This is a genomic window from Agromyces allii (genome assembly GCF_009749385.1).
GTDB classification, from domain to species: Bacteria; Actinomycetota; Actinomycetes; order Actinomycetales; family Microbacteriaceae; genus Agromyces; species Agromyces allii.
In genome coordinates, this window is sequence record NZ_WBIN01000013.1 from 101,063 (window position 1) to 119,191 (window position 18,129).

Annotated in this window: 16 protein-coding genes; 13 read left to right on the forward strand and 3 right to left on the reverse strand. The window is 71.9% G+C overall.

Annotated elements, in window-relative coordinates; genetic code table 11:
• Positions 1-83: 83 nt before the first annotated feature.
• Entirely contained in the window at positions 84-500 is a 417-nt protein-coding gene (locus GQR16_RS16555; RefSeq protein WP_157416264.1) for a transferase, read from the reverse strand.
• A gap of 196 nt (positions 501-696) precedes the next feature.
• Here GQR16_RS16555 and GQR16_RS16560 point away from each other — a divergent pair, with 196 nt between their 5' ends.
• The 5 genes from GQR16_RS16560 (at position 697) to GQR16_RS16580 (ending at position 6,544) form a co-directional block, all read left to right on the forward strand.
• Positions 697-2,097 (forward strand): glycosyltransferase, encoded by a 1,401-nt coding sequence (locus GQR16_RS16560; protein WP_157416265.1) that lies wholly within the window; start codon positions 697-699, stop codon positions 2,095-2,097.
• Positions 2,098-2,228: 131 nt separating this feature from the next.
• Positions 2,229-3,959, forward strand: coding sequence for an ABC transporter ATP-binding protein (locus GQR16_RS16565; protein WP_157416266.1), 1,731 nt, complete (start codon positions 2,229-2,231; stop codon positions 3,957-3,959).
• Positions 3,956-4,918, forward strand: a complete 963-nt coding sequence (locus tag GQR16_RS16570) for an energy-coupling factor transporter transmembrane component T family protein (RefSeq protein WP_157416267.1) — start codon at positions 3,956-3,958, stop codon at positions 4,916-4,918. Before GQR16_RS16565 ends, GQR16_RS16570 begins: the two co-directional genes overlap by 4 nt.
• A gap of 63 nt (positions 4,919-4,981) precedes the next feature.
• A complete protein-coding gene (locus GQR16_RS16575; RefSeq protein ID WP_157416268.1) occupies positions 4,982-5,851 on the forward strand; it encodes a siderophore-interacting protein in 870 nt (289 codons plus the stop codon).
• Positions 5,852-5,854: 3 nt separating this feature from the next.
• Positions 5,855-6,544, forward strand: a complete 690-nt coding sequence (locus GQR16_RS16580) for an ECF transporter S component (protein WP_157416269.1) — start codon at positions 5,855-5,857, stop codon at positions 6,542-6,544.
• A gap of 168 nt (positions 6,545-6,712) precedes the next feature.
• On the opposite strand, the gene GQR16_RS16585 is transcribed toward GQR16_RS16580, so the two are convergent.
• Positions 6,713-7,663: an FKBP-type peptidyl-prolyl cis-trans isomerase gene (locus GQR16_RS16585; protein ID WP_157416270.1), complete on the reverse strand. Its 951-nt coding sequence runs from the start codon at positions 7,661-7,663 to the stop codon at positions 6,713-6,715.
• A 111-nt stretch (positions 7,664-7,774) separates the two neighbouring features.
• On the opposite strand from GQR16_RS16585, the gene GQR16_RS19775 reads away from it, so the two are divergent.
• Positions 7,775-8,611: a class I SAM-dependent methyltransferase gene (locus GQR16_RS19775; RefSeq protein ID WP_211373559.1), complete on the forward strand. Its 837-nt coding sequence runs from the start codon at positions 7,775-7,777 to the stop codon at positions 8,609-8,611.
• A 39-nt stretch (positions 8,612-8,650) separates the two neighbouring features.
• Here GQR16_RS19775 and GQR16_RS16595 read toward each other — a convergent pair whose 3' ends face one another.
• A complete protein-coding gene (locus GQR16_RS16595) occupies positions 8,651-9,499 on the reverse strand; it encodes a sulfurtransferase (RefSeq protein ID WP_157416271.1) in 849 nt (282 codons plus the stop codon).
• Between the two features lie 138 nt (positions 9,500-9,637).
• Between GQR16_RS16595 and GQR16_RS16600 the strand changes: the two genes are divergently transcribed.
• The 7 genes from GQR16_RS16600 (at position 9,638) to GQR16_RS16630 (ending at position 18,092) form a co-directional block, all read left to right on the forward strand.
• The gene (locus GQR16_RS16600; RefSeq protein WP_157416272.1) at positions 9,638-12,613 is read left to right on the forward strand and encodes a Na+/H+ antiporter subunit A; all 2,976 of its coding nucleotides are present in this window, start codon (positions 9,638-9,640) and stop codon (positions 12,611-12,613) included.
• The gene (locus tag GQR16_RS16605) at positions 12,610-13,134 is read left to right on the forward strand and encodes an NADH-quinone oxidoreductase subunit K (RefSeq protein WP_157416273.1); all 525 of its coding nucleotides are present in this window, start codon (positions 12,610-12,612) and stop codon (positions 13,132-13,134) included. Before GQR16_RS16600 ends, GQR16_RS16605 begins: the two co-directional genes overlap by 4 nt.
• Positions 13,131-14,711 (forward strand): Na+/H+ antiporter subunit D, encoded by a 1,581-nt coding sequence (locus GQR16_RS16610; protein WP_157416274.1) that lies wholly within the window; start codon positions 13,131-13,133, stop codon positions 14,709-14,711. The genes GQR16_RS16605 and GQR16_RS16610 overlap by 4 nt, the downstream gene beginning before the upstream one ends.
• Positions 14,708-15,358, forward strand: a complete 651-nt coding sequence (locus tag GQR16_RS16615) for a Na+/H+ antiporter subunit E (RefSeq protein ID WP_157416275.1) — start codon at positions 14,708-14,710, stop codon at positions 15,356-15,358. Before GQR16_RS16610 ends, GQR16_RS16615 begins: the two co-directional genes overlap by 4 nt.
• The gene (locus GQR16_RS16620; protein ID WP_157416276.1) at positions 15,355-15,627 is read left to right on the forward strand and encodes an MrpF/PhaF family protein; all 273 of its coding nucleotides are present in this window, start codon (positions 15,355-15,357) and stop codon (positions 15,625-15,627) included. Before GQR16_RS16615 ends, GQR16_RS16620 begins: the two co-directional genes overlap by 4 nt.
• On the forward strand, positions 15,624-15,980 hold the full coding sequence (gene mnhG / locus GQR16_RS16625) for a monovalent cation/H(+) antiporter subunit G (RefSeq protein ID WP_157416277.1): 357 nt from the start codon (positions 15,624-15,626) through the stop codon (positions 15,978-15,980). The genes GQR16_RS16620 and mnhG overlap by 4 nt, the downstream gene beginning before the upstream one ends.
• A gap of 159 nt (positions 15,981-16,139) precedes the next feature.
• Entirely contained in the window at positions 16,140-18,092 is a 1,953-nt protein-coding gene (locus GQR16_RS16630; RefSeq protein ID WP_157416278.1) for a cell wall-binding repeat-containing protein, read from the forward strand.
• Positions 18,093-18,129 lie beyond the last annotated feature (37 nt).

Consider the following 18,129-nt stretch of genomic DNA (forward strand, 5'->3'; position numbering starts at 1 on the left):
ACCGGCATGCTGCCCCCGCACATGACGACGCCCGCACGACGTGAGTCGTGCGGGCGTTCCGTTGCTTCGGGGTGAGCCGCGGCTCAGGCCGCGAGGCCGAGCCGACGCAGGTCGTCGCCCGAGGCGCTGTACTCGGATCCGGCCTCGACCACGTACTCGCGCGGCACCCTGGCGGCGTTCTGCACGCGCGCCTCCCTGCCGACCTGGGCGAAGGGGCCCACGACGGCGCTGCGGCCGACGACCGCGCGCTGGCCGATGCGGGCGTTCACGCCCACGACCGCGCGCTCGGCGACGATCGCTCCTGCTTCGACCCATGCGCCGTGCTCGATGCGCACTCCGCGCTGCACCTCGGCTCCGGGGTCGACGTACGCCGTCGGGTCGACGAAGGCGCTCGGGTCGACCTTCGCCGTCGTCGAGACGAGGCCACGGCCGTTCGCGTGCTTGCGGTAGCGACGCAGGACCCCGGCTTCGTCTTCGAACTCGACGTAACTGATTCCCACGTTGTCCTCCCTCCGGCGCGGGGTCTTCCGCACCCGGACATTGATACAACACCGCGCACGACCGGGGCATTCCCGCGGCGGAGGTCCTACGCCGGCCCCGATTCTCAGTGCCTGCCCTGATTCGCCCGGGTGCCAGCACCGAGATCGTGGGGAATCGGTGGCGGGCGACATCCGCGCGTGGCTAGCGTCGCCCCTCGTGCCGGGTGTTCACCGGCATGCGCCGGGCGCATCCGCCCGGTTCGCCGCATCCGTCGAAGAGATCCACATGTCGAACTACCTGCTCTGCTCCAACCCGATCCAGGGGCACGTCGCCCCGATCGTCGCCATCGCCCGCGACCTCGTGTCGCGCGGCCACCGCGTCACGGTGCTGACCGGCTCGCGCTTCCGCGACGCGGTCGAGGCCGCCGGCGCGACCCACCGGGCCCTCGGGGGCCTCGCCGACTACGACGATCGCGACGTGCACGACCAGCTGCCCGACCGCGACCGCTACCGGGGCATCGCCAAGCTGCAGTACGACGTGCAGACGATCTTCGTGAAGACCGTGCCCGACCAGTTCGCGGCCGTCGAGGCGGCGATCGACGAGGTCTCGCCCGACGCGATCGTCGTCGAGTCTGCCTTCGCCGGCGTGCTGCCGCTGCTGATCGACCGGCAGCACGACGCGGAGGCGGGCCATCCGCCGATCGTCGCGGTCGGCGTGCTCCCCTTCAGCCAGTCCAGCGCGGATGTCGCACCCTACGGCCTCGGGCTCCTGCCCGTGCCGGGCGGGCTCGGCCGGATCCGCAACCGGGTGCTGAACGTGCTCGTGCAGCGCGTCGTGTTCCGTGCGACCCAGAAGCTCGCGAACGAGCTGCTGCACTCGCTGGGGCGCCCGAGCCTGTCGTCGTTCGTGCTCGACCTGTCGCGCGTGCACGAGCGGTTCCTGCAGCTCGGCCCATCCGACTTCGAGCCGCCGCGCCGCGACCTGACGCCGACCGTGCGGTTCGTCGGCACGGTGCTGCCGCCGGCTCCGGCCGCCGGCGCGCTGCCCGACTGGTGGCACGAGCTCGACGGCGACCGTCCGGTCGTGCACGTCACGCAGGGCACGATCGACAACAAGGAGCTCGACCGACTCATCCGGCCGACGCTCGACGCCCTCGCCGACCGCGACGTGCTCGTCGTCGTCTCGACCGGCGGCCGCCCCGTCTCCGAGCTCGGCGAGCTGCCCGCCAACGCGCGGGCCGCGGAGTTCCTGCCCTACGACCTGCTGATGCCGAAGACCGACGTGTTCGTCACGAACGCCGGATACGGCGGAACCCAGTTCGCCCTGAGCCACGGCGTTCCCCTGGTCGCCGCCGGCGACACCGAGGACAAGCCCGAGGTGTCGATGCGAGTCGAGTGGTCGGGCGCGGGCGTCAACCTCCGTTCGGGCACGCCGACCGCCGAGGCCGTGCGCGAGGGCGTCGACCGCGTGCTCGCCGATCCGGCGTTCACCGACCGCGCGCAGGCCCTCGCGGACGCGATCGCCGAGTACGACACGTTCGGCCTCATCGAGGCGGAGCTCGAGGCGGCCGTGCTCGCCCACGGGTCGCGGATGCCGGCGGCTGCGCCGGTCGAGTAGTGCCGGCGGCGGGGGCGGGTGTCGCGGCATCCGACACCAAAGGTTAGGCTGTCCTAAGCCGATCGCTCGGCGAGCCCCCACTCACTGCCGCACCGGCCACGCAGCCGATCCGGCCGATCTCCGGGACCCACGTGACCGCCGCCCCCCTCATCAGCCTCGATGCCGTGAGCATCCGCCACGACGAGTCCGCGCGGCCGACGCCCGACGGCGTCTCGTTCGAGGTGCGCCCCGGCGAGGTCGTGCTGCTGCTCGGGCCGTCGGGCTGCGGCAAGTCCACGCTCGCGCTCGCGCTCGACGGGCTCGTGCCGCACGCGGTGCCCGCAACGCTCGAGGGCACCGTTCGCGTCGCCGGACTCGACAGCGCCGAGCACACGGTCGCCGAGCTCAGCGAGCACGTCGCGATGGTGTTCCAGGACCCCGACGCGCAGGTCGTGACGGGCACGCTGCTCGACGAGGTGTGCTTCGGTCCCGAGAACCAGCTCGTGCCGGCCGCCGAGGTGCTCGAGCGCGCCGAGCGCGCACTGAAGCTCGTCGGTCTCTGGGAGCGCCGCGCCGACAACCCCGACGTGCTCTCGGGCGGCGGCCGCCAGCGTCTCGCGGTCGCATGCGCGCTCGCCCTGGCCGCGCCGGTGCTCGTGCTCGACGAGCCAACCGCGAACCTCGACCCCGCGGGCATCGACGAGGTCTACGCGGTGCTCCGCGACCTCGCGAGCGAGCGCGACCACGCGATCGTGCTCGTCGAGCACAACCTCGACGCCGCCGTCGACATCGTCGACCGGGTCATCGTGCTCGACGCCGCGGGCCGACTCGTCATCGACGGCCCTGCGCGCGACGTGCTGCAGGACCGGGCCGAGCAGCTGCTCGAGCTCGGCGTGTGGCTGCCCGTCTCGACGCTCGCGGCGCTCCGCCTGCGCGACGCGGGCATCGTGCTCGACCCGCTGCCGCTCAGCCCGGCCGAACTCGCCGCGGCGCTCGACGCCGTCGAGGTGCTGCCCTCCCCGCGCCTGGACGCAGACGCGCCCGCCGCCGCCACCGACGGCGCCGCGCCCGCCATCACCGTGCGCGACTGCTCGGTGCGGCGCGGCGGCCGCCGAGGGCCGGTCGTCGTCGACGGCGTCGACCTCGACGTGGCATCCGGCGACTTCCTCGCGATCGTCGGCACGAACGGCGCCGGCAAGACCACGCTGCTGCAGGCCATCGCGGGCGTCATCGCCTCGCCGAAGGGCAGCGTCGACGTGCTCGGCCTCGACCCGTCGCGGGCCGATGCGCGCACCCGCGCCAGGCAGATCGGGTTCGTCTTCCAGAACCCCGAGCACCAGTTCGTCGCGCACACGGTCGCCGAGGAGCTCGAGCTCGGACTGCGCCTGCAGGGCGTCGACGACGAGACCCGCCGCGTCGAGGTCGACCGCATGCTCGCCCGCTTCGACCTGACCGAGCACCGCGACCGGCACCCGTTCCTGCTCTCGGGCGGGCAGAAGCGCCGCCTCTCGGTCGGCACGGCGCTCGTCGCCGGCGCCCCCGTGCTCGCGCTCGACGAGCCCACGTTCGGGCAGGACCGGGCGCGCGCCTCCGAGCTGCTCGACATCCTCAGCGGCCTGAACGCCGAGGGCACGACCGTGCTCGTCGTCACGCACGACCTGCAGCTCGTCGCCGACCACGCCACGCACGTCGCCGTCATGCGCGACGGGCGCCTGCTCGGCGTCGGCACGACGGCCGACGTGCTCGCGGGTCCGCTGATCGAGGCGGCCGGGCTGCGGCATCCGCCCCTCGCTCGTGCGACCCGCGGCCTCGCGTCGCACCCCGAATGGCATGCGGTGACGCGGATGTCGCAGCTGCCCGTCGCCCGCAGGGCCGCCGCATGAGCGCCGTGACGCCCGACCTGACGCCCGAGGCCGCCGCGCCCACGAGCGGCACGAACGGCGCGGCGCCCGCGGCACCGGCGGCGCAGCCCGGAGCGCCCGCCCGCACCGTCGACCCGTACGCCGAGCAGGCGCCCGCCCCCGGCATCCGCTTCCTGCACTACCTGAACCCGCTCGCGAAGTTCGCGGCGCCGCTGCCCGTGATGCTCGCGCTGATCTTCACGCGCGGCCTCGCGATCCCGATCGCGTTCATCGTGCTCGCCCTGGCGCTGCTCGTGATCGGCGCCCGCCTGTCGGGCCGCGCCCTGGCGGTGCTGCTCCTCGGCGTGCCGGTGGTGATCCTCGTGCTCGGTCTCAGCTTCGGGCTGTGGGTCGACCCCGAGCGCATCCCGGGCGGGGGCGCCGCGGCATCCGTCGTCATCTTCGAGATCGGCGACTGGCAGTTCACCCTCGCGGCCTACCTCGTCGGCCTCGCGACCGCGCTACGCATCGCCGCGCTGCTCATGCTCTCGCTCATCGCGGGCCTCACGACGAGCGGACCCGAACTCGTGCGAGCGCTCGTGCAGAACCTGCGCGTTCCCTACCGCATCGGCTACACGGCCCTCGCGGCGCTGCGGTTCGTGCCGCGCTTCGGGCACGAGCTCGAGGTCATCCGCGCGGCGCATCGCGTTCGCGGGACGGATGCCGGGCGCGGGCCGATCGCGGCCGTGCGCCGCACGATCGGCACGGCGATCCCGCTGCTCGCGAGCGCCATCCGCCATGCCGAGCGCGTCGCCCTCGCGATGGACGCCCGCGCGTTCGGCGCCCACGCGACCCGGACCGAGCGCACGATCAGCCGCTGGCGCGTGCGCGACACGGTCTTCGTGATCGCGTTCTGGGTCGTCTCGATCGGCATCTACTGGTGGGCGCTCCAGGCCGGACTCGGCGGCGTCACCTCGGACCGCACGGAGGTCGGGCTCTGACCGCCCGGCCGCTGCCGCAGACCACCCGCACTCCCACGACCCCAGAATCCGAGAGGATCCCCGATGGCCAAGACGCATAGCCGCCAGGTGAAGACCGAGCGCACCACCCCGATCGAGCTGGAGGTGCTCGCGTCGACGCGCGTGAGCCCGTCGTTCACGCGCATCACGGTGGGCGGCGGCGAGATCGAGCAGTTCACGCCGCGCGGGTTCGACCAGTGGTTCCGCCTCTTCCTGCCGCCGGAGGGCGCCGACGAGGTGCGCCTGCCCGATCGCGACGGCTACCTCGGCTACGCCCAGCTGCTCCGCACGCCGAAGGCCGTCCGGCCGGTGATGCGCAACTACACCGTGCGCGAGTTCCGCCCGGCGACCGCCGAACGCGGTGCCGAGCTCGACATCGACTTCGTGCTGCACGAGAGCCCCGAGACGGGCCGGCTCGAGGGCGTCGCGGCGTCGTGGGCGAGCACGTGCACGGCGGGCGACCGAGTCGGCATCCTCGACGAGGGCTACGGCTTCGACGCCCCCGAGTCGGCCGCGTGGTTCCTGCTCGTGGCCGACGAGACCGGCCTGCCCGCGGTCGCCGGCATCTGCGCCTCGCTGCCCGCCGACGCGCGCGGCGTCGCGATCGTCGAGATCCCGCACGCCGACGACGTGCAGGCGTTCCCGACCCCGGCGGACGTCGTCGTGCACTGGATCGTGCGCGACCACGACGAACGCCCGGGCGCCGCGGCGTACGCGGCGGCGGCCGGACTCGAACTGCCCGGCGACGTCGTGACCCACGCCTACGCGGTCGGCGAGTCGGGGCTCGCCACCGGCATCCGTCGTCTGCTCGTGAACGAGCGCGGCTGGGCCAAGACCGACGTGAGCTTCTGCGGCTACTGGCGGCTGCCGAAGGGCGCACCCGCCGTCGAGACCTCGCTGCTGATCGGAGCCTGAGCCGTGCCCACGACGACGACCCGGTCGACCCGCATGAAGACCCCCACCCGCCTGCTGCTCACGTGCGCCGCGATCGGCGCCGCCGCGGGCCTCGTGCTCATCCCGGCGTTCGTGCTCTCGACGACGGTCGCGCCGGCGATCCCGCTGCTGTACGCCGCGTTCGCCGGCATCTGGAGCATCCCGTTCGTCATCGCGCTCGCGCTGCTGCGCCAGCCGGGTGTCGGTTTGCTGACCGCGCTCATCGCGGGCCTCATCAACGCGGTGCTGACGCCGCAGGGCCCGTCGGCCATCCTCACGTGCCTCATGATCGGCGCGATGGTCGAGATCCCGCTCGCGCTCGGCCTGTACCGGTCGTTCCGCCCGTGGATCTTCTACGTCGGCGCGGCCGCCTTCGCCCTCCCCTACGCGCTCTACTCGATGCCGTTCCTCGGCGTCGACCGGTTCCCGCTGTGGGCGCAGATCGCGTACCCGACGCTCTCGGTGCTCTCGAACCTCGCGGGCGTCTGGCTCGGCCTGCTCATCGCGGGCCGCCTCGAGCGCACGGGCGTGGCGCGCGGCCTGCAGCGTCCGGTGCGGCGCATCAGGGCGACGGATGCCGCGGCGCAGGCGGATGCCGGTGCGCCGGCGTCTCCCGCAGCGCAGGCGTCTGCCGATACGCAGGCGGCCCCCGCGACGCACGCCGACCCCGCCTGACCTCGACCGTCACCGCGTCAGGACTTCGGACGCGGCTCAGGACGATTCCGCGGATTCCGTCCTGACGCGCGGTCGTCATTCTGACGTCGAGGTCGACGTCGACGCAGACGCGGAACGGGCCGCAGCGAGTGATCGCTGCGGCCCGTTCGCATGCCGGGTGGCGAGTGGTTACGCCGCGGGCGCCGTGCCGAGGATCTCGACGAGGAACACGAGGGTCTGCCCGCCGAGGTCGGCCGCGTCGGGGTCGGTGCCGTAGGCGTAGACCGGCGGGATCGTCACGATGAGCTTCGTGCCGACCTTCTGGCCGACGAGCGCTGCGCCGAAGCCCTGGATCACCTGGTCGGTCGAGAACTGCGCGGGGTCGCCGCCGTAGCTCTGGTCGAAGACCTCGCCGGTGTCCCAGCTGGTGCCCTGGTAATTGAGCGTCACGGTGTCGCCGGTGGCGACGACGTCGCCGTCGCCCTCTTCGAGCACCTTGAGCTCGAAGTCGGTCGGAGGTGCGGTGTCGGGCAGCGTGACCGTGGGGGCCTCGCCCTCGGCGCCGAACTTCACCTCGGGCACGTTCTCGGTCCACTCCTTGGCCGTGAGCGGCTCCTGCACGTCGACGACGATGACGACGCTCTCGCCCGCGGCGAGTCCGACGTTCTCGTTGCCGGCGCCGTCGTACAGCGCGGAGGCGGGGGCGACGGTCACCGTGCGCGACCCGGTGGGCACGCAGTCGATGCCAGCGAGGAACGCCTCGTAGACGCCTTCGCCGCCGGCCTCGATGGTGGCGGGCTGCGAGAAGAGCTGCTTGCCGGAGGTGCCGGCGAACGCGCTGACCACGGCGTTCACGCTGTCGCCGGTCGCGGTGACGTCGCCGTCGCCCTCGATCGCGATCGTGCGCTGCAGCTCCTCGGCCTCGAGCGGGGTGTCGAAGGTGACGGTCGGCACGGCGCCGAAGTCGCCCTCGACCTTGACGCCGTCGCTCAGGGAGCCCGACGAGAGGTCCATGCAGTCGGCGGCCGACGGGGTGTCGGTGGCCTTCGGGTCGGCGCTGCCGGCGCATCCGGCGAGGAGCAGGACGGCAGCTGCTGTGGCGAGCGCGACGGGCGCGGCGCGGCGCAGGGCACGATTCATGAGGGGGTCTTCTCGATTCGATCGGAAAGGCGGAAGAGTCCAGTCTGCACGTTCGGGCTTTCGATTGCCTGAATTCCAGACATCCGAGCAGATCAGCAGCAGAATGGGCACATGGGGGAACAGTCTGACGTTCGGGGTACCGTCCGGCATTTCGTCGAGCACGCCTCGGCGTTCGCGGCGCTCGATCCGGTGGTGTGGGATCCGATCTCGATGGCGACGGTGATCCGATCGGCGCCGCAGTTCGGCGAGCTCGTGCTCGACGCCTGCTGCGGCGACGGCGCATCGGCGCTGCCGACGGCCGAGCTCGTGGGGCCGACGGGCGTCGTCGACGCGGTCGACCTGTCCGAGACGATGATCGAGCTCGTGCGCGAGCGGGCCGAGCGCGAGTCGGCACCGCTCCCGCAACTGCGGCTGCATGCGGTCGACGTGCTCGAGTGGGAGCCGACCGGCTACGACCTCGTGCAGTGCGTGCTCGGGGTGTTCTTCTTCGGCGATGCGGATGCCGGTGCCCGCCGTCTCGTCGAACGCGCGAAGCCGGGCGGACGGTTCGCCGTGACCCTGTGGGCGCCGACCGCGTTCCGGGAGTTCACGAAGGCGCTGTGCGACGCCGTCGAGGCCGAGGGCGGAGAGGTCGGAGCCGAGGCGGTCGCCGCGTACCGCGACCGGTCACTGCCCGGGCTGCCCGAGACGCCGGGCGCGCTCGCCCAGTGGTTGGGCGGGCTGGGCCTCGAACGCACGCGCGGCGAGCTCGTGCCGCGGCACCTCGACCTCGACGAGGAGCTCGCCTGGAAGCTCGTCGTCGGGATGTCGAGGGCGCGCCTCATCGCCGACCTCGACGACGAGACGCGCGACGCCGTCGCGGCCCGATTCCACGAGATCCTGGCCGAGCGCGAGATCACCCGCGTCGACGTCTCGACGCTCATCGGCGTCGGGCACGTGCCGGTCTGAGCACCGACGACCGCGAAGCCGGCCGCGTCCGCCTGGGCGTCAGCCCGGCTCGCCGCCCGTCGCAGCGGGGCGCGAGGCGTCGTTCGACCACTGGCTCCACGATCCGGGGAACAGGGCCGCGTCGACGCCGGCGATGGCGAGCGCGGCGACCGCATGGGCGCCCGTGACGCCCGAACCGCAGTAGGCGGCGACGTCGGCGCCGGGCACCGCGCCGAGCTCGGCGTACTGCGCCCGCAGCACCTCGGCGGGCAGGAAGCGTCCGTCGGCGTCGAGCGTCGTCGCGGTCGGCGCCGAGCGGGCGCCCGGGATGTGTCCGGCGCGGGGATCGATGGGCTCGACCTCGCCGCGATAGCGCTCGGCCGCGCGCACGTCGAGCAGCACGCCGTGGTCGGGCAGCGCCCCGGCCCCGTCGATGTCGAGCACGGGCATTCCGCCGTAGCGCGCGGTCGCGTCGCCGGGTTCGGGCACGACCTCGCCCGTCTCGAGCGGATGCCCCGCTGCCCGCCACGCACCGAGTGCGCCGTCGAGCAGGCGCACGTCGCCGAATCCGGCGTGGCGCAGCAGCCACCAGGCGCGTGCGGCGGACTGGTTGCCCAGGTCGTCGACCACGACCACGGTGTCGCCGTCGTGCAGTCCCCACCGTCGCATGGCCGTCGTGAGCGAGGCCTCGGAGGGCAGCGGATGCCGGCCGGCACCGACCACGTCGTGGTCGGCGAGTTCGGTGTCGAGGTCGACGTACACGGCGCCGGGGATATGCCCGTTGCGGTATGCCCCGGATCCGTCGGGCTGCGCGAGCGTCCACCGCACGTCGAGCACGACCGTTCGGCCGTCGGGCGCGCCCGGAGCGAGGCGCGAGGCGAGTTCGTCGACGGTGATGAGGATCGGCATCCGTCCATCCTGCGCCATTCGCCCGCCCGCGGCATCCCTCGCCGGTCATGTATTCGCGATGTGGGGGCGGACCGTGCGCTCGCCCCCGGTAAACTGTCCGGACGGACTGTTACTGAAGCTGAAGCATGAGGAGGGTGGATGATCACCAGCCTCGCGATCTTCGCGGCGGCCTCGGTTCTCACACCGTGGCTCACGAAGCGCCTCGGCCGACGGGTCTTCCCGCTCATCGCCCTGGTGCCCGCCGCGACCTTCGTCGTGCTGCTGACCTGGCTGCCCGGCGTGCTCGCGGGCACGCCCGTCGTCGAGTCCGTCACGTGGATCCCCGAGCTCGACATCGCGCTGAGCTTCCGCATGGACGCGCTCGCGCTGATCCTCTCGCTCGTGGTCACGGGCATCGGCGCGCTCGTGCTGCTCTACTGCACGTGGTACTTCGCCGACGACGAGCCGGCGCTCGGGCGATTCGCCGCGCTGCTGCTCGCCTTCGCGGGCGTCATGCTCGGCCTCGTCACCTCCGACGACGTGTTCGTGCTGTTCACGTTCTGGGAGGCCACGAGCGTGCTCTCGTACCTCCTCATCGGCCACTACACGGGCCGCAAAGAGAGCCGCGGTGCGGCGCTGCAGGCGCTCACGGTCACCACGTTCGGCGGCCTCGCGATGCTCGTCGGGCTCGTGCTGCTCGCGGTCGAGGGCGGCACGACCTCGCTGTCCGAGCTCATCGCGCACCCCGTCACGGGCGCCGCGGCCGAGTGGGGCATCGCGCTCGTGCTCGTTGGCGCGATCTCGAAGAGCGCGCTCGTGCCGTTCCACTTCTGGCTTCCGGCCGCGATGGCCGCACCGACTCCCGTCAGCGCCTACCTGCACGCCGCGGCGATGGTCAAGGCCGGCGTCTACCTGGTTGCGCGCCTCGCCCCCGGGTACGCGGACCTCGAGGTGTGGCATCCGATCGTCATCGCACTCGGCGTGCTCACGATGCTCGTCGGCGGCTGGCGCGCGCTGCGCCAGTACGACCTGAAGCTGCTGCTCGCCTACGGCACCGTGAGCCAGCTCGGCTTCCTCGTGCTCGTCACGGGCTTCGGCACGCGCGACGCCGCCCTCGCCGGCGTCGCCCTCCTGCTCGCGCACGCCATGTTCAAGGCGACGCTGTTCCTCACGGTCGGCATCATCGACCACTCCGCCGGCACGCGCGACTGGCGCAAGCTCTCGGGCCTCGGGCGACGGATGCCGGTGATCACCGCGATCGCGGCCCTCGCCGCCGCGTCGATGGCCGGGGTCCCTCCCCTGCTCGGGTTCGTGGCGAAGGAGGGCGTGCTCACCGCCTTCATCGACGCGACCGCCGAGGGCGGGTCCATCGCCACCTGGGCGTGGATCGCGCTCATCGGCTCGGTCGCGGGGTCGGTGCTGACCTTCGCGTACACCGCCCGCTTCCTCTGGGGCGCCTTCTCGACGAAGCCCGACGTTCCGCCCACGCCGTTGCACGCGCCGGGCGCCGCGATCGCGATCGCCCCGGCGACGCTGGCCGTCGGCAGCCTCGTCGCCGCGTTCGCGATCGGGTTCATCGAGCCGCTGCTCGCCGCCTACGCCGACGAGCTGCCGGGCGGCCACGACACCCACCTCGCGCTCTGGCACGGCCTCGAGCCCGCGCTCTTCATCTCGCTCGGCATCTTCGCCATCGGCGGACTGCTCGTCTGGGGCCGCCGCGAGGTCGCCCGCCTGCAGGCGGCCGTCGTGCCCATGGTCGACTCGAGTCGCGGCTACCTCGGCATCGTGTCGGCGGTCGACCGCACGGCCGCGGCCGTCACGACCGCGATCCAGTCCCGCGGCCTCCCGGGCTACCTCACGATCATCATCGCGGTGTTCATCGGCGGGCTCGGCACGGCGACGATCCTGAACTCCGAGTGGCCGGCCGACATCCGGCTCTGGGACTTCACCTCGCAGCCGTTCATCGCGTTCGTGATGTGCGTCGCGGCGATCGCGGCCGTCATGGTGCGCCAGCGCATGACCGCCGTGCTGCTCGTGAGCGTCACGGGCTACGGTCTCGTGCTGCTGTTCGGCATGTCGGGCGCGCCCGACCTCGCCCTCACGCAGGCGCTCGTCGAGACGATCGTGATCGTCGTGTTCGTGCTCGTGCTGCGCCGGCTGCCGAAGCAGATCGCGCAGCGCAATCCTCCGGTGCACAAGCTCGCACGCGGCGTCATCGGCGGCCTCGCGGGCCTCGTGATGGGCGTGATCGGGCTCGTCGCCCTCGGCGCCCGCATCGAGCCGACGATCGCCGGCGGCCTGCCCGCCCTCGCGCTCGAGGCGCACGGCAAGAACATCGTCAACGTCATGCTCGTCGACATCCGTGCGTGGGACACCCTCGGCGAGATCTCGGTGCTCGTCGCTGTCGCCACGGGCGTCGCCAGCCTCATCTTCGTGTCGGGTCGCACGGGCGGCGCGCCCCGCCTCGACGACGGCGACCTCGGCCTCGACCGGCGCGACCGCATGCGTCCGCTGCCCGAGCCCGCCTCGAGCATCCGCGCCCCGCGCACGAGCCTCGCGAACACCGACGGCGAGACGGATGCCGCGGGCGAGGCCGCGTCGACCAGGCAGACGTGGCTGCTCGCCGGCCGCACGATCTCCCCGCGCAACCGCTCGATCCTCATCGAGGTGCTCGTGCGCCTGCTCTTCCACCCGGCGATCGTCGTCTCGGTGTTCCTTCTCTTCGTCGGCCACAACGCCCCCGGCGGCGGCTTCGCGGGCGGCCTGCTCGCGGGCCTCGCGCTCGTGGCGCGCTACCTCGCCGGCGGACGCTACGAACTCGGCGAGGCCGCGCCCGTCGACGCCGGGCGCCTGCTCGGCACTGGCCTCCTCCTCGCCGCGGGCACCGCGACGGCCTCGCTGTTCTTCGGCGGCGTCCCGCTCGAGTCCGCCTGGTTCGAGACCGAGGTGCCCGTGCTCGGCACGATCTCGATCGGCACCTCGACGCTGTTCGACATCGGCGTCTACCTCGTGGTCGTCGGCCTGGTGCTCGACATCCTCCGCTCGCTCGGCGGCGAGGTCGACCGGCAGCAGGAGCACGCCGACGACGACGTCGACGACCCCGAGCCCGCACCCACCGAGGGGGCTCGCGCATGACCGGATCCCTGACCCTCGTGGTGCTCATGGCCGTGATGTTCGGCGCGGGCATCTCGATCATGCTCGAACGCAGCCTCACGCGCGTGCTCATCGGGTTCCTGCTCGTCGGCAACGCCGTCAACGTGCTCATCTACCTCATGAGCGGCGCGCCGGGGCTCGCGCCTATCCTCGGCGAGGGCGTCGACCCCGACGAGATCTCCGACCCGCTGCCGCAGGCGTTCGTGCTCACCGCGATCGTGATCAACCTCGGCATCACGGCCTTCATGCTCGCCCTCATCTACCGCTCGTGGTGGCTGGCCCAGCTCGGCGCCAAGGGCGACCTCATCGACGACGAGGAGGAGGACCTGCACGACGCCGAAGAGGCGGCAGACCTCATCCGCATCTCCGCCGCCGACGACGCCGCCATCCAGGAGATCATCGAGGCGAGCGACGAGGAGCCCGACGAGGACCTCGAGTTCGAGGCATCCGCCCGTGACCGCGCCGACGGCGACGATCGCACCGATCGGGAGGCCGACCGATGACCGCCGCGCTCGTGCCCCTCGTGGTGCTGCTGCCCCTGCTGGGTGCGGCATCCGCCCTGATCCTCGGGCGCCACCGTCGTGCACAGATGCTCGTGAGCACCGCGGTGCTCGCGGCCGTCGTCGTGATCGCCTCGGTGCTGCTCGCGGTCGTCGACGCGGGCGAGCCGATCGCGGTGAACGTGGGTGCCTGGCCCGCGCCGTTCGGCATCGTGCTCGTCGTCGACCGGCTCTCGGCGATCATGCTGCTCGTCTCGGCGATCGTGCTGCTCGTCGTGCTCGTGTACGCGGTCGGGCAGGGTGTCGCCGACCGCCACCGCGAGACGCCGGTGTCGATCTTCCACCCGAGCTACCTGATCCTGTCGGCGGGCGTGTTCAACGCGTTCATCGCGGGCGACCTGTTCAACCTCTACGTCGGGTTCGAGATCCTGCTCTCGGCGAGCTACGTGCTGCTGACGCTCGGCGGCACGGGCGAGCGCATCCGCGCGGGCGTCACGTACATCATCGTGAGCCTCGTCTCGTCGCTCTTCTTCCTCAGCGCGATCGCGCTCATCTACGGCGCCACCGGCACGGCGAACATCGCGCAGCTCTCGGTGCGCATCGGGGCGCTGCCCGAGAACGTGCAGCTCATCCTGCACCTGCTGCTGCTCATCGCGTTCGGCATCAAGGCGGCCGTCTTCCCGCTGTCGTTCTGGCTGCCCGACTCGTACCCGACCGCGCCGGCGCCGGTCACCGCGGTGTTCGCGGGCCTGCTCACGAAGGTCGGCGTCTACGCGATCATCCGCACCGAGACCGTGATCTTCTCGGAGCAGGACCTCTCGTTGCTGCTCATGGTCATCGGCGGGCTCACGATGGTCATCGGCATCCTGGGTGCGCTCACGCAGGCCGACATCAAGCGACTGCTCTCGTTCACGCTGGTCAGCCACATCGGCTACATGATCTTCGGCATCGCGCTCGGAACCCAGCTCGGCATGGCCGCGACGATCTACTACGTGGTGCACCACATCACCGTGCAGACGACGCTCTTCCTCACGACCGGACTCATCGAGCGCTTCGGCGGCGCGACCTCGATCAACCGGCTCGCCGGCCTGCTGAAGGCGTCGCCGTTCCTCGCGATCCTGTTCTTCATCCCGGCGCTGAACCTCGGCGGCATCCCGCCGTTCTCCGGGTTCCTCGGCAAGGCCGGCCTCTTCCTCGCCGGCGGCGAGCAGGCCGCGGCCGATCCGGCGACCGCCTGGCTCGTCTGGGTCGTCATCGCGGCCGGCGCCATCACCTCGCTGATCACCCTCTACGCACTCACGCGATTCTGGAACATGGCGTTCTGGCGCGGGCGCGAGGAGCTCGACGGCTACGAGTCGGTGCTGCTCGGCTCGGTGCTCGAGGCCCCCGAGGGCGCGACCGTCACGGCCACGAAGACGACTCCGCGACTCATGGTCGCCGCGACGACCGTGCTCGTGGTCGTCACGGTGCTGCTGACGGTGTTCGCCGGCCCGCTGTTCGGGCTCGCCGACCGCGCGGCGGCCGACCTCGTCGACCCGTCGTCGTACGTCTCCCTCGTGTTCCCCGGAGGTGTGCAATGACGACGGGCCCGACGACCGATTCGGTCCCCACGGTCAACCGGTGGTGGAGCGTGTGGCGCCAGCTCCCGCTGCTCGTCGCACTCGTGGCGCTGTGGTGCTTCCTCTGGGACCACATCGACCTGCTCACGATCGTCTCCGGCATCGTGCTCGCGGTGCTCGTGACCCGCGCCCTCTACCTGCCGCCCGTCCTGCTCAGCGGCCGCTTCAACCCGTGGCGGGGTCTGCTGCTCGGACTCCGCATGATGTTCGACGTGGTCGTCGCCTCGCTGCAGGTCGCGTGGTTCTCGATCAACCCGTGGTGGAAGCCGATGAACTCGATCATCGCCGTGCAGCTGCTGACCCGGTCCGACCTCGTGACCACGCTCACCGCCGAGGCCATCTCGGTCGTGCCCGGCACCGTCGTGGTCGACATCGACCGGGAACGCGGCCTGCTCTACCTGCACGCGCTCGGCACGCGCACGGCCGCGGATCTCGAGCGCACCCACCGCGAGGTGCTCGGCACCGAGGAGCGCATCGTGCTCGCCATCGGCACGCACGCCCAGGCCGAGTCCGTCCGCGAGGCGCGTCGCGCCCGGCGCGCCCAGGGCCGACCGGGCCGCACCCGAGACATCCCGTCCCGAGACATCCGTTCGAAGGAGGACCGATGAGCTTCCTCACGCTCGCGAGCATCGTCGCGGGCATCATGTTCGGCATCGGCGCGATCGCCGCGGTGATCCGCATCATCCGCGGACCGTCGATCCTCGATCGCGCCCTCGCGACCGACGTGCTCCTCGCGATCGCCATCTGCGCCCTCGGCGCCGAGATGGCCGTCAACAAGCACACCGACACGCTCGTGGTGCTGCTCGTGCTCGCGATGTTCGCGGTCGTCGGCTCGATCTCGATCTCGCGCTACATGGGAAAGCAGGACGCCTCATGAGCGCCGCGGAGATCGCCGTCGGCCTGCTCATCGTGGTGAGCGGGTTCCTGTCGATGGCCGCGGGCATCGGCATCGTGCGGTTCCCCGACGTGCTCACGCGGCTGCACGCCGCAACCAAGCCGCAGGTGCTCGGCCTCGCCGCGGTGCTCGTCGCGATCGTCGTGCAGGTGCCGACCTGGGGCGTGCTGACGACCGTCGTGCTCATCATGACGTTCCAGCTGCTCACGCAGCCGATGACCGCGCACATGCTCGGGCGCGCCGCCTACCGCAGCGACCACGTGCGCCGCGACCTGCTCATCGAAGACGAGCTCGACCGCGACATCGCCGCGCACGACCAGCAGGGCAGCCGCTGAGTCCCGGTTCACGCGTGCGCTGAGGACTGCGGGCGTCGGCATCGGATGCCGCAGATCAGCCGGTTGGCTCACGACGTTGCAGGTGTGGTTTGATCTCCCTATCTGCTCCGCGGTGCACGCGAGGGAGCGACGATGCCGTGACCTCCGAGGAGCTCCCCGATGACCCGACTCCGCACGTCGACGCCGCGTGCACGACTGCTCGCCGCCCTCGTGCTGATCCTCCTCGCGGCGGGTCTCCTGCACCCGTTCGAGACGGAGCCCGCGGCCGCTGCGAGCGGCACCGGCGTGATCTCGGGCATCGTGACCGCCCCCGGTGCCAAGCCGCTCGCGGGCATCGGCGTGTTCCTCAAGGGGGCCGATGACCAGCCCTACACGTACCGCACGCACACCTTCACCGATGCCGCCGGACGCTACTCCTTCGGGGCGCTCGAGGCCGACCGGTACAAGGTGCTGTTCCAACCCCAATCCGAACGGCCGACGGGCGACTACGTGATGGAGTGGTGGCAGAACGCCTCCTCCGAATCGACGGCCTCGGTGATCACGCTGGCATCCGGCGCGACGAAGGACGCCGTGAACGCGGAACTGACTCCAGGCGCGTCGATCGCCGGCCGCGTCACCGACCAGGCGGGCAAGCCCATCGTGGAGGCCGTCCTGTGGGTGCGTTCGGTCTCAGGGCCCGAGTACAGCGCCGAGACCGACGGCGACGGCGTCTACAAGGTGGTCGCGCTGCCGGCCGGAACGTACACACTACAGTTCGCCTCCCCCTGGAGCGGCCCCCAGGCGATCTACGTCGACGAGTGGTGGCAGGGAGCATCGGACTCCACCACGGCTCGAAGGATCAAGCTGCTCGCGAGCGAGGCGAAGTCCGGCTTCGACGCCGAGCTGTCGACCGGGTCGACCATCAGCGGGCGTGTGCTCGATCTCGAGAACGCCCCCTTGTCCGGTGCGTTCGTCGAGGCTCAGCGGTCGGGCGGAGTCGACATCTACGAACACTTCGCGTACACCGACGGTGATGGCGAGTACTCGATCAGCGGGCTGACCGCCGGGGCCTACGACCTGACCTTCCAGTCGAAGGTCGGGATCGGCAACGACTGGTCGCACGAGGTCTGGCGCGATGCCCCATACGCCGACGACGCGACGAAGATCGTCCTCGGAGCGAACGACAACGTCGCGCTCGGCGACATGCGCATGGGCGCCCTGGCGAAGCGCCTGGCCGGCCCGAAGCGGTACGAGACGTCGGTCGAGATCTCCAAGTCGGCATTCGAGCCCGATGTGCCCGTCGTGTACATCGCGAGCGGAGAGAACTTCCCCGACGCACTCGCAGCGGCGCCGGTCGCCGGCCTCGAAGGGGGGCCGGTGCTGCTCACGAAGCCGGCGAGCCTTCCCCAGGTGGTCGCCGATGAGATCACACGACTTCGGCCGGCGAAGATCGTCGTCGTCGGCGGCGCACCCGCCGTCGACGCGGGCGTCCTCACCGCGCTCCAGAAGCTCACGACGGGCGCGGTCATCCGCATCGCGGGCGCCCGTCGATACGAGACGGCCGCGCTCGTCTCCGCCTCGCACTTCGAGCCGGGGGTTCCCGTGGTGTACCTCGCGAACGGCGAGAACTTCCCCGACGCACTGGCCGGGGCACCGTTGGCCGGGCTCGAGGAGGGCCCGGTGCTCCTCACTCCACCGACCGGGCTCTCGCCCGCTGCCGAAGCCGAGCTGCTCCGGCTCCACCCCGCGAAGGTCGTGGTGCTCGGCGGCACCCCGGCGGTCGGCGCTGCCGTGATCGATCGCGTGTCCGCGGTCACCTCCGCCACGGTCGAACGTCTCGCGGGCGTCAACCGCTACGCGACGGCGGTGGCTGTCTCGAAGGCGCGCTTCGCGTCGGGCACGCCGGTGGTGTACCTGGCGAGCGGCGAGAACTTCCCGGACGCACTCGCGGCCGCGCCGGTGGCGCTCCGCGACGGCGCACCGATGCTCCTCACGCCTCGCGGATCGCTCCCCTCGTACGTCGCCGATGAGCTCGCCCGCCTCCGGCCCGCCAAGATCATCGTGCTCGGCGGGGACCCGACGATCAGCTGGGAGATCCAGCATCAGCTCAGCCTTATGGCGGCCCGCTTCTAGGGCGCAGTTCGACTGGGATCCCCGCCTCGTCGAGGGC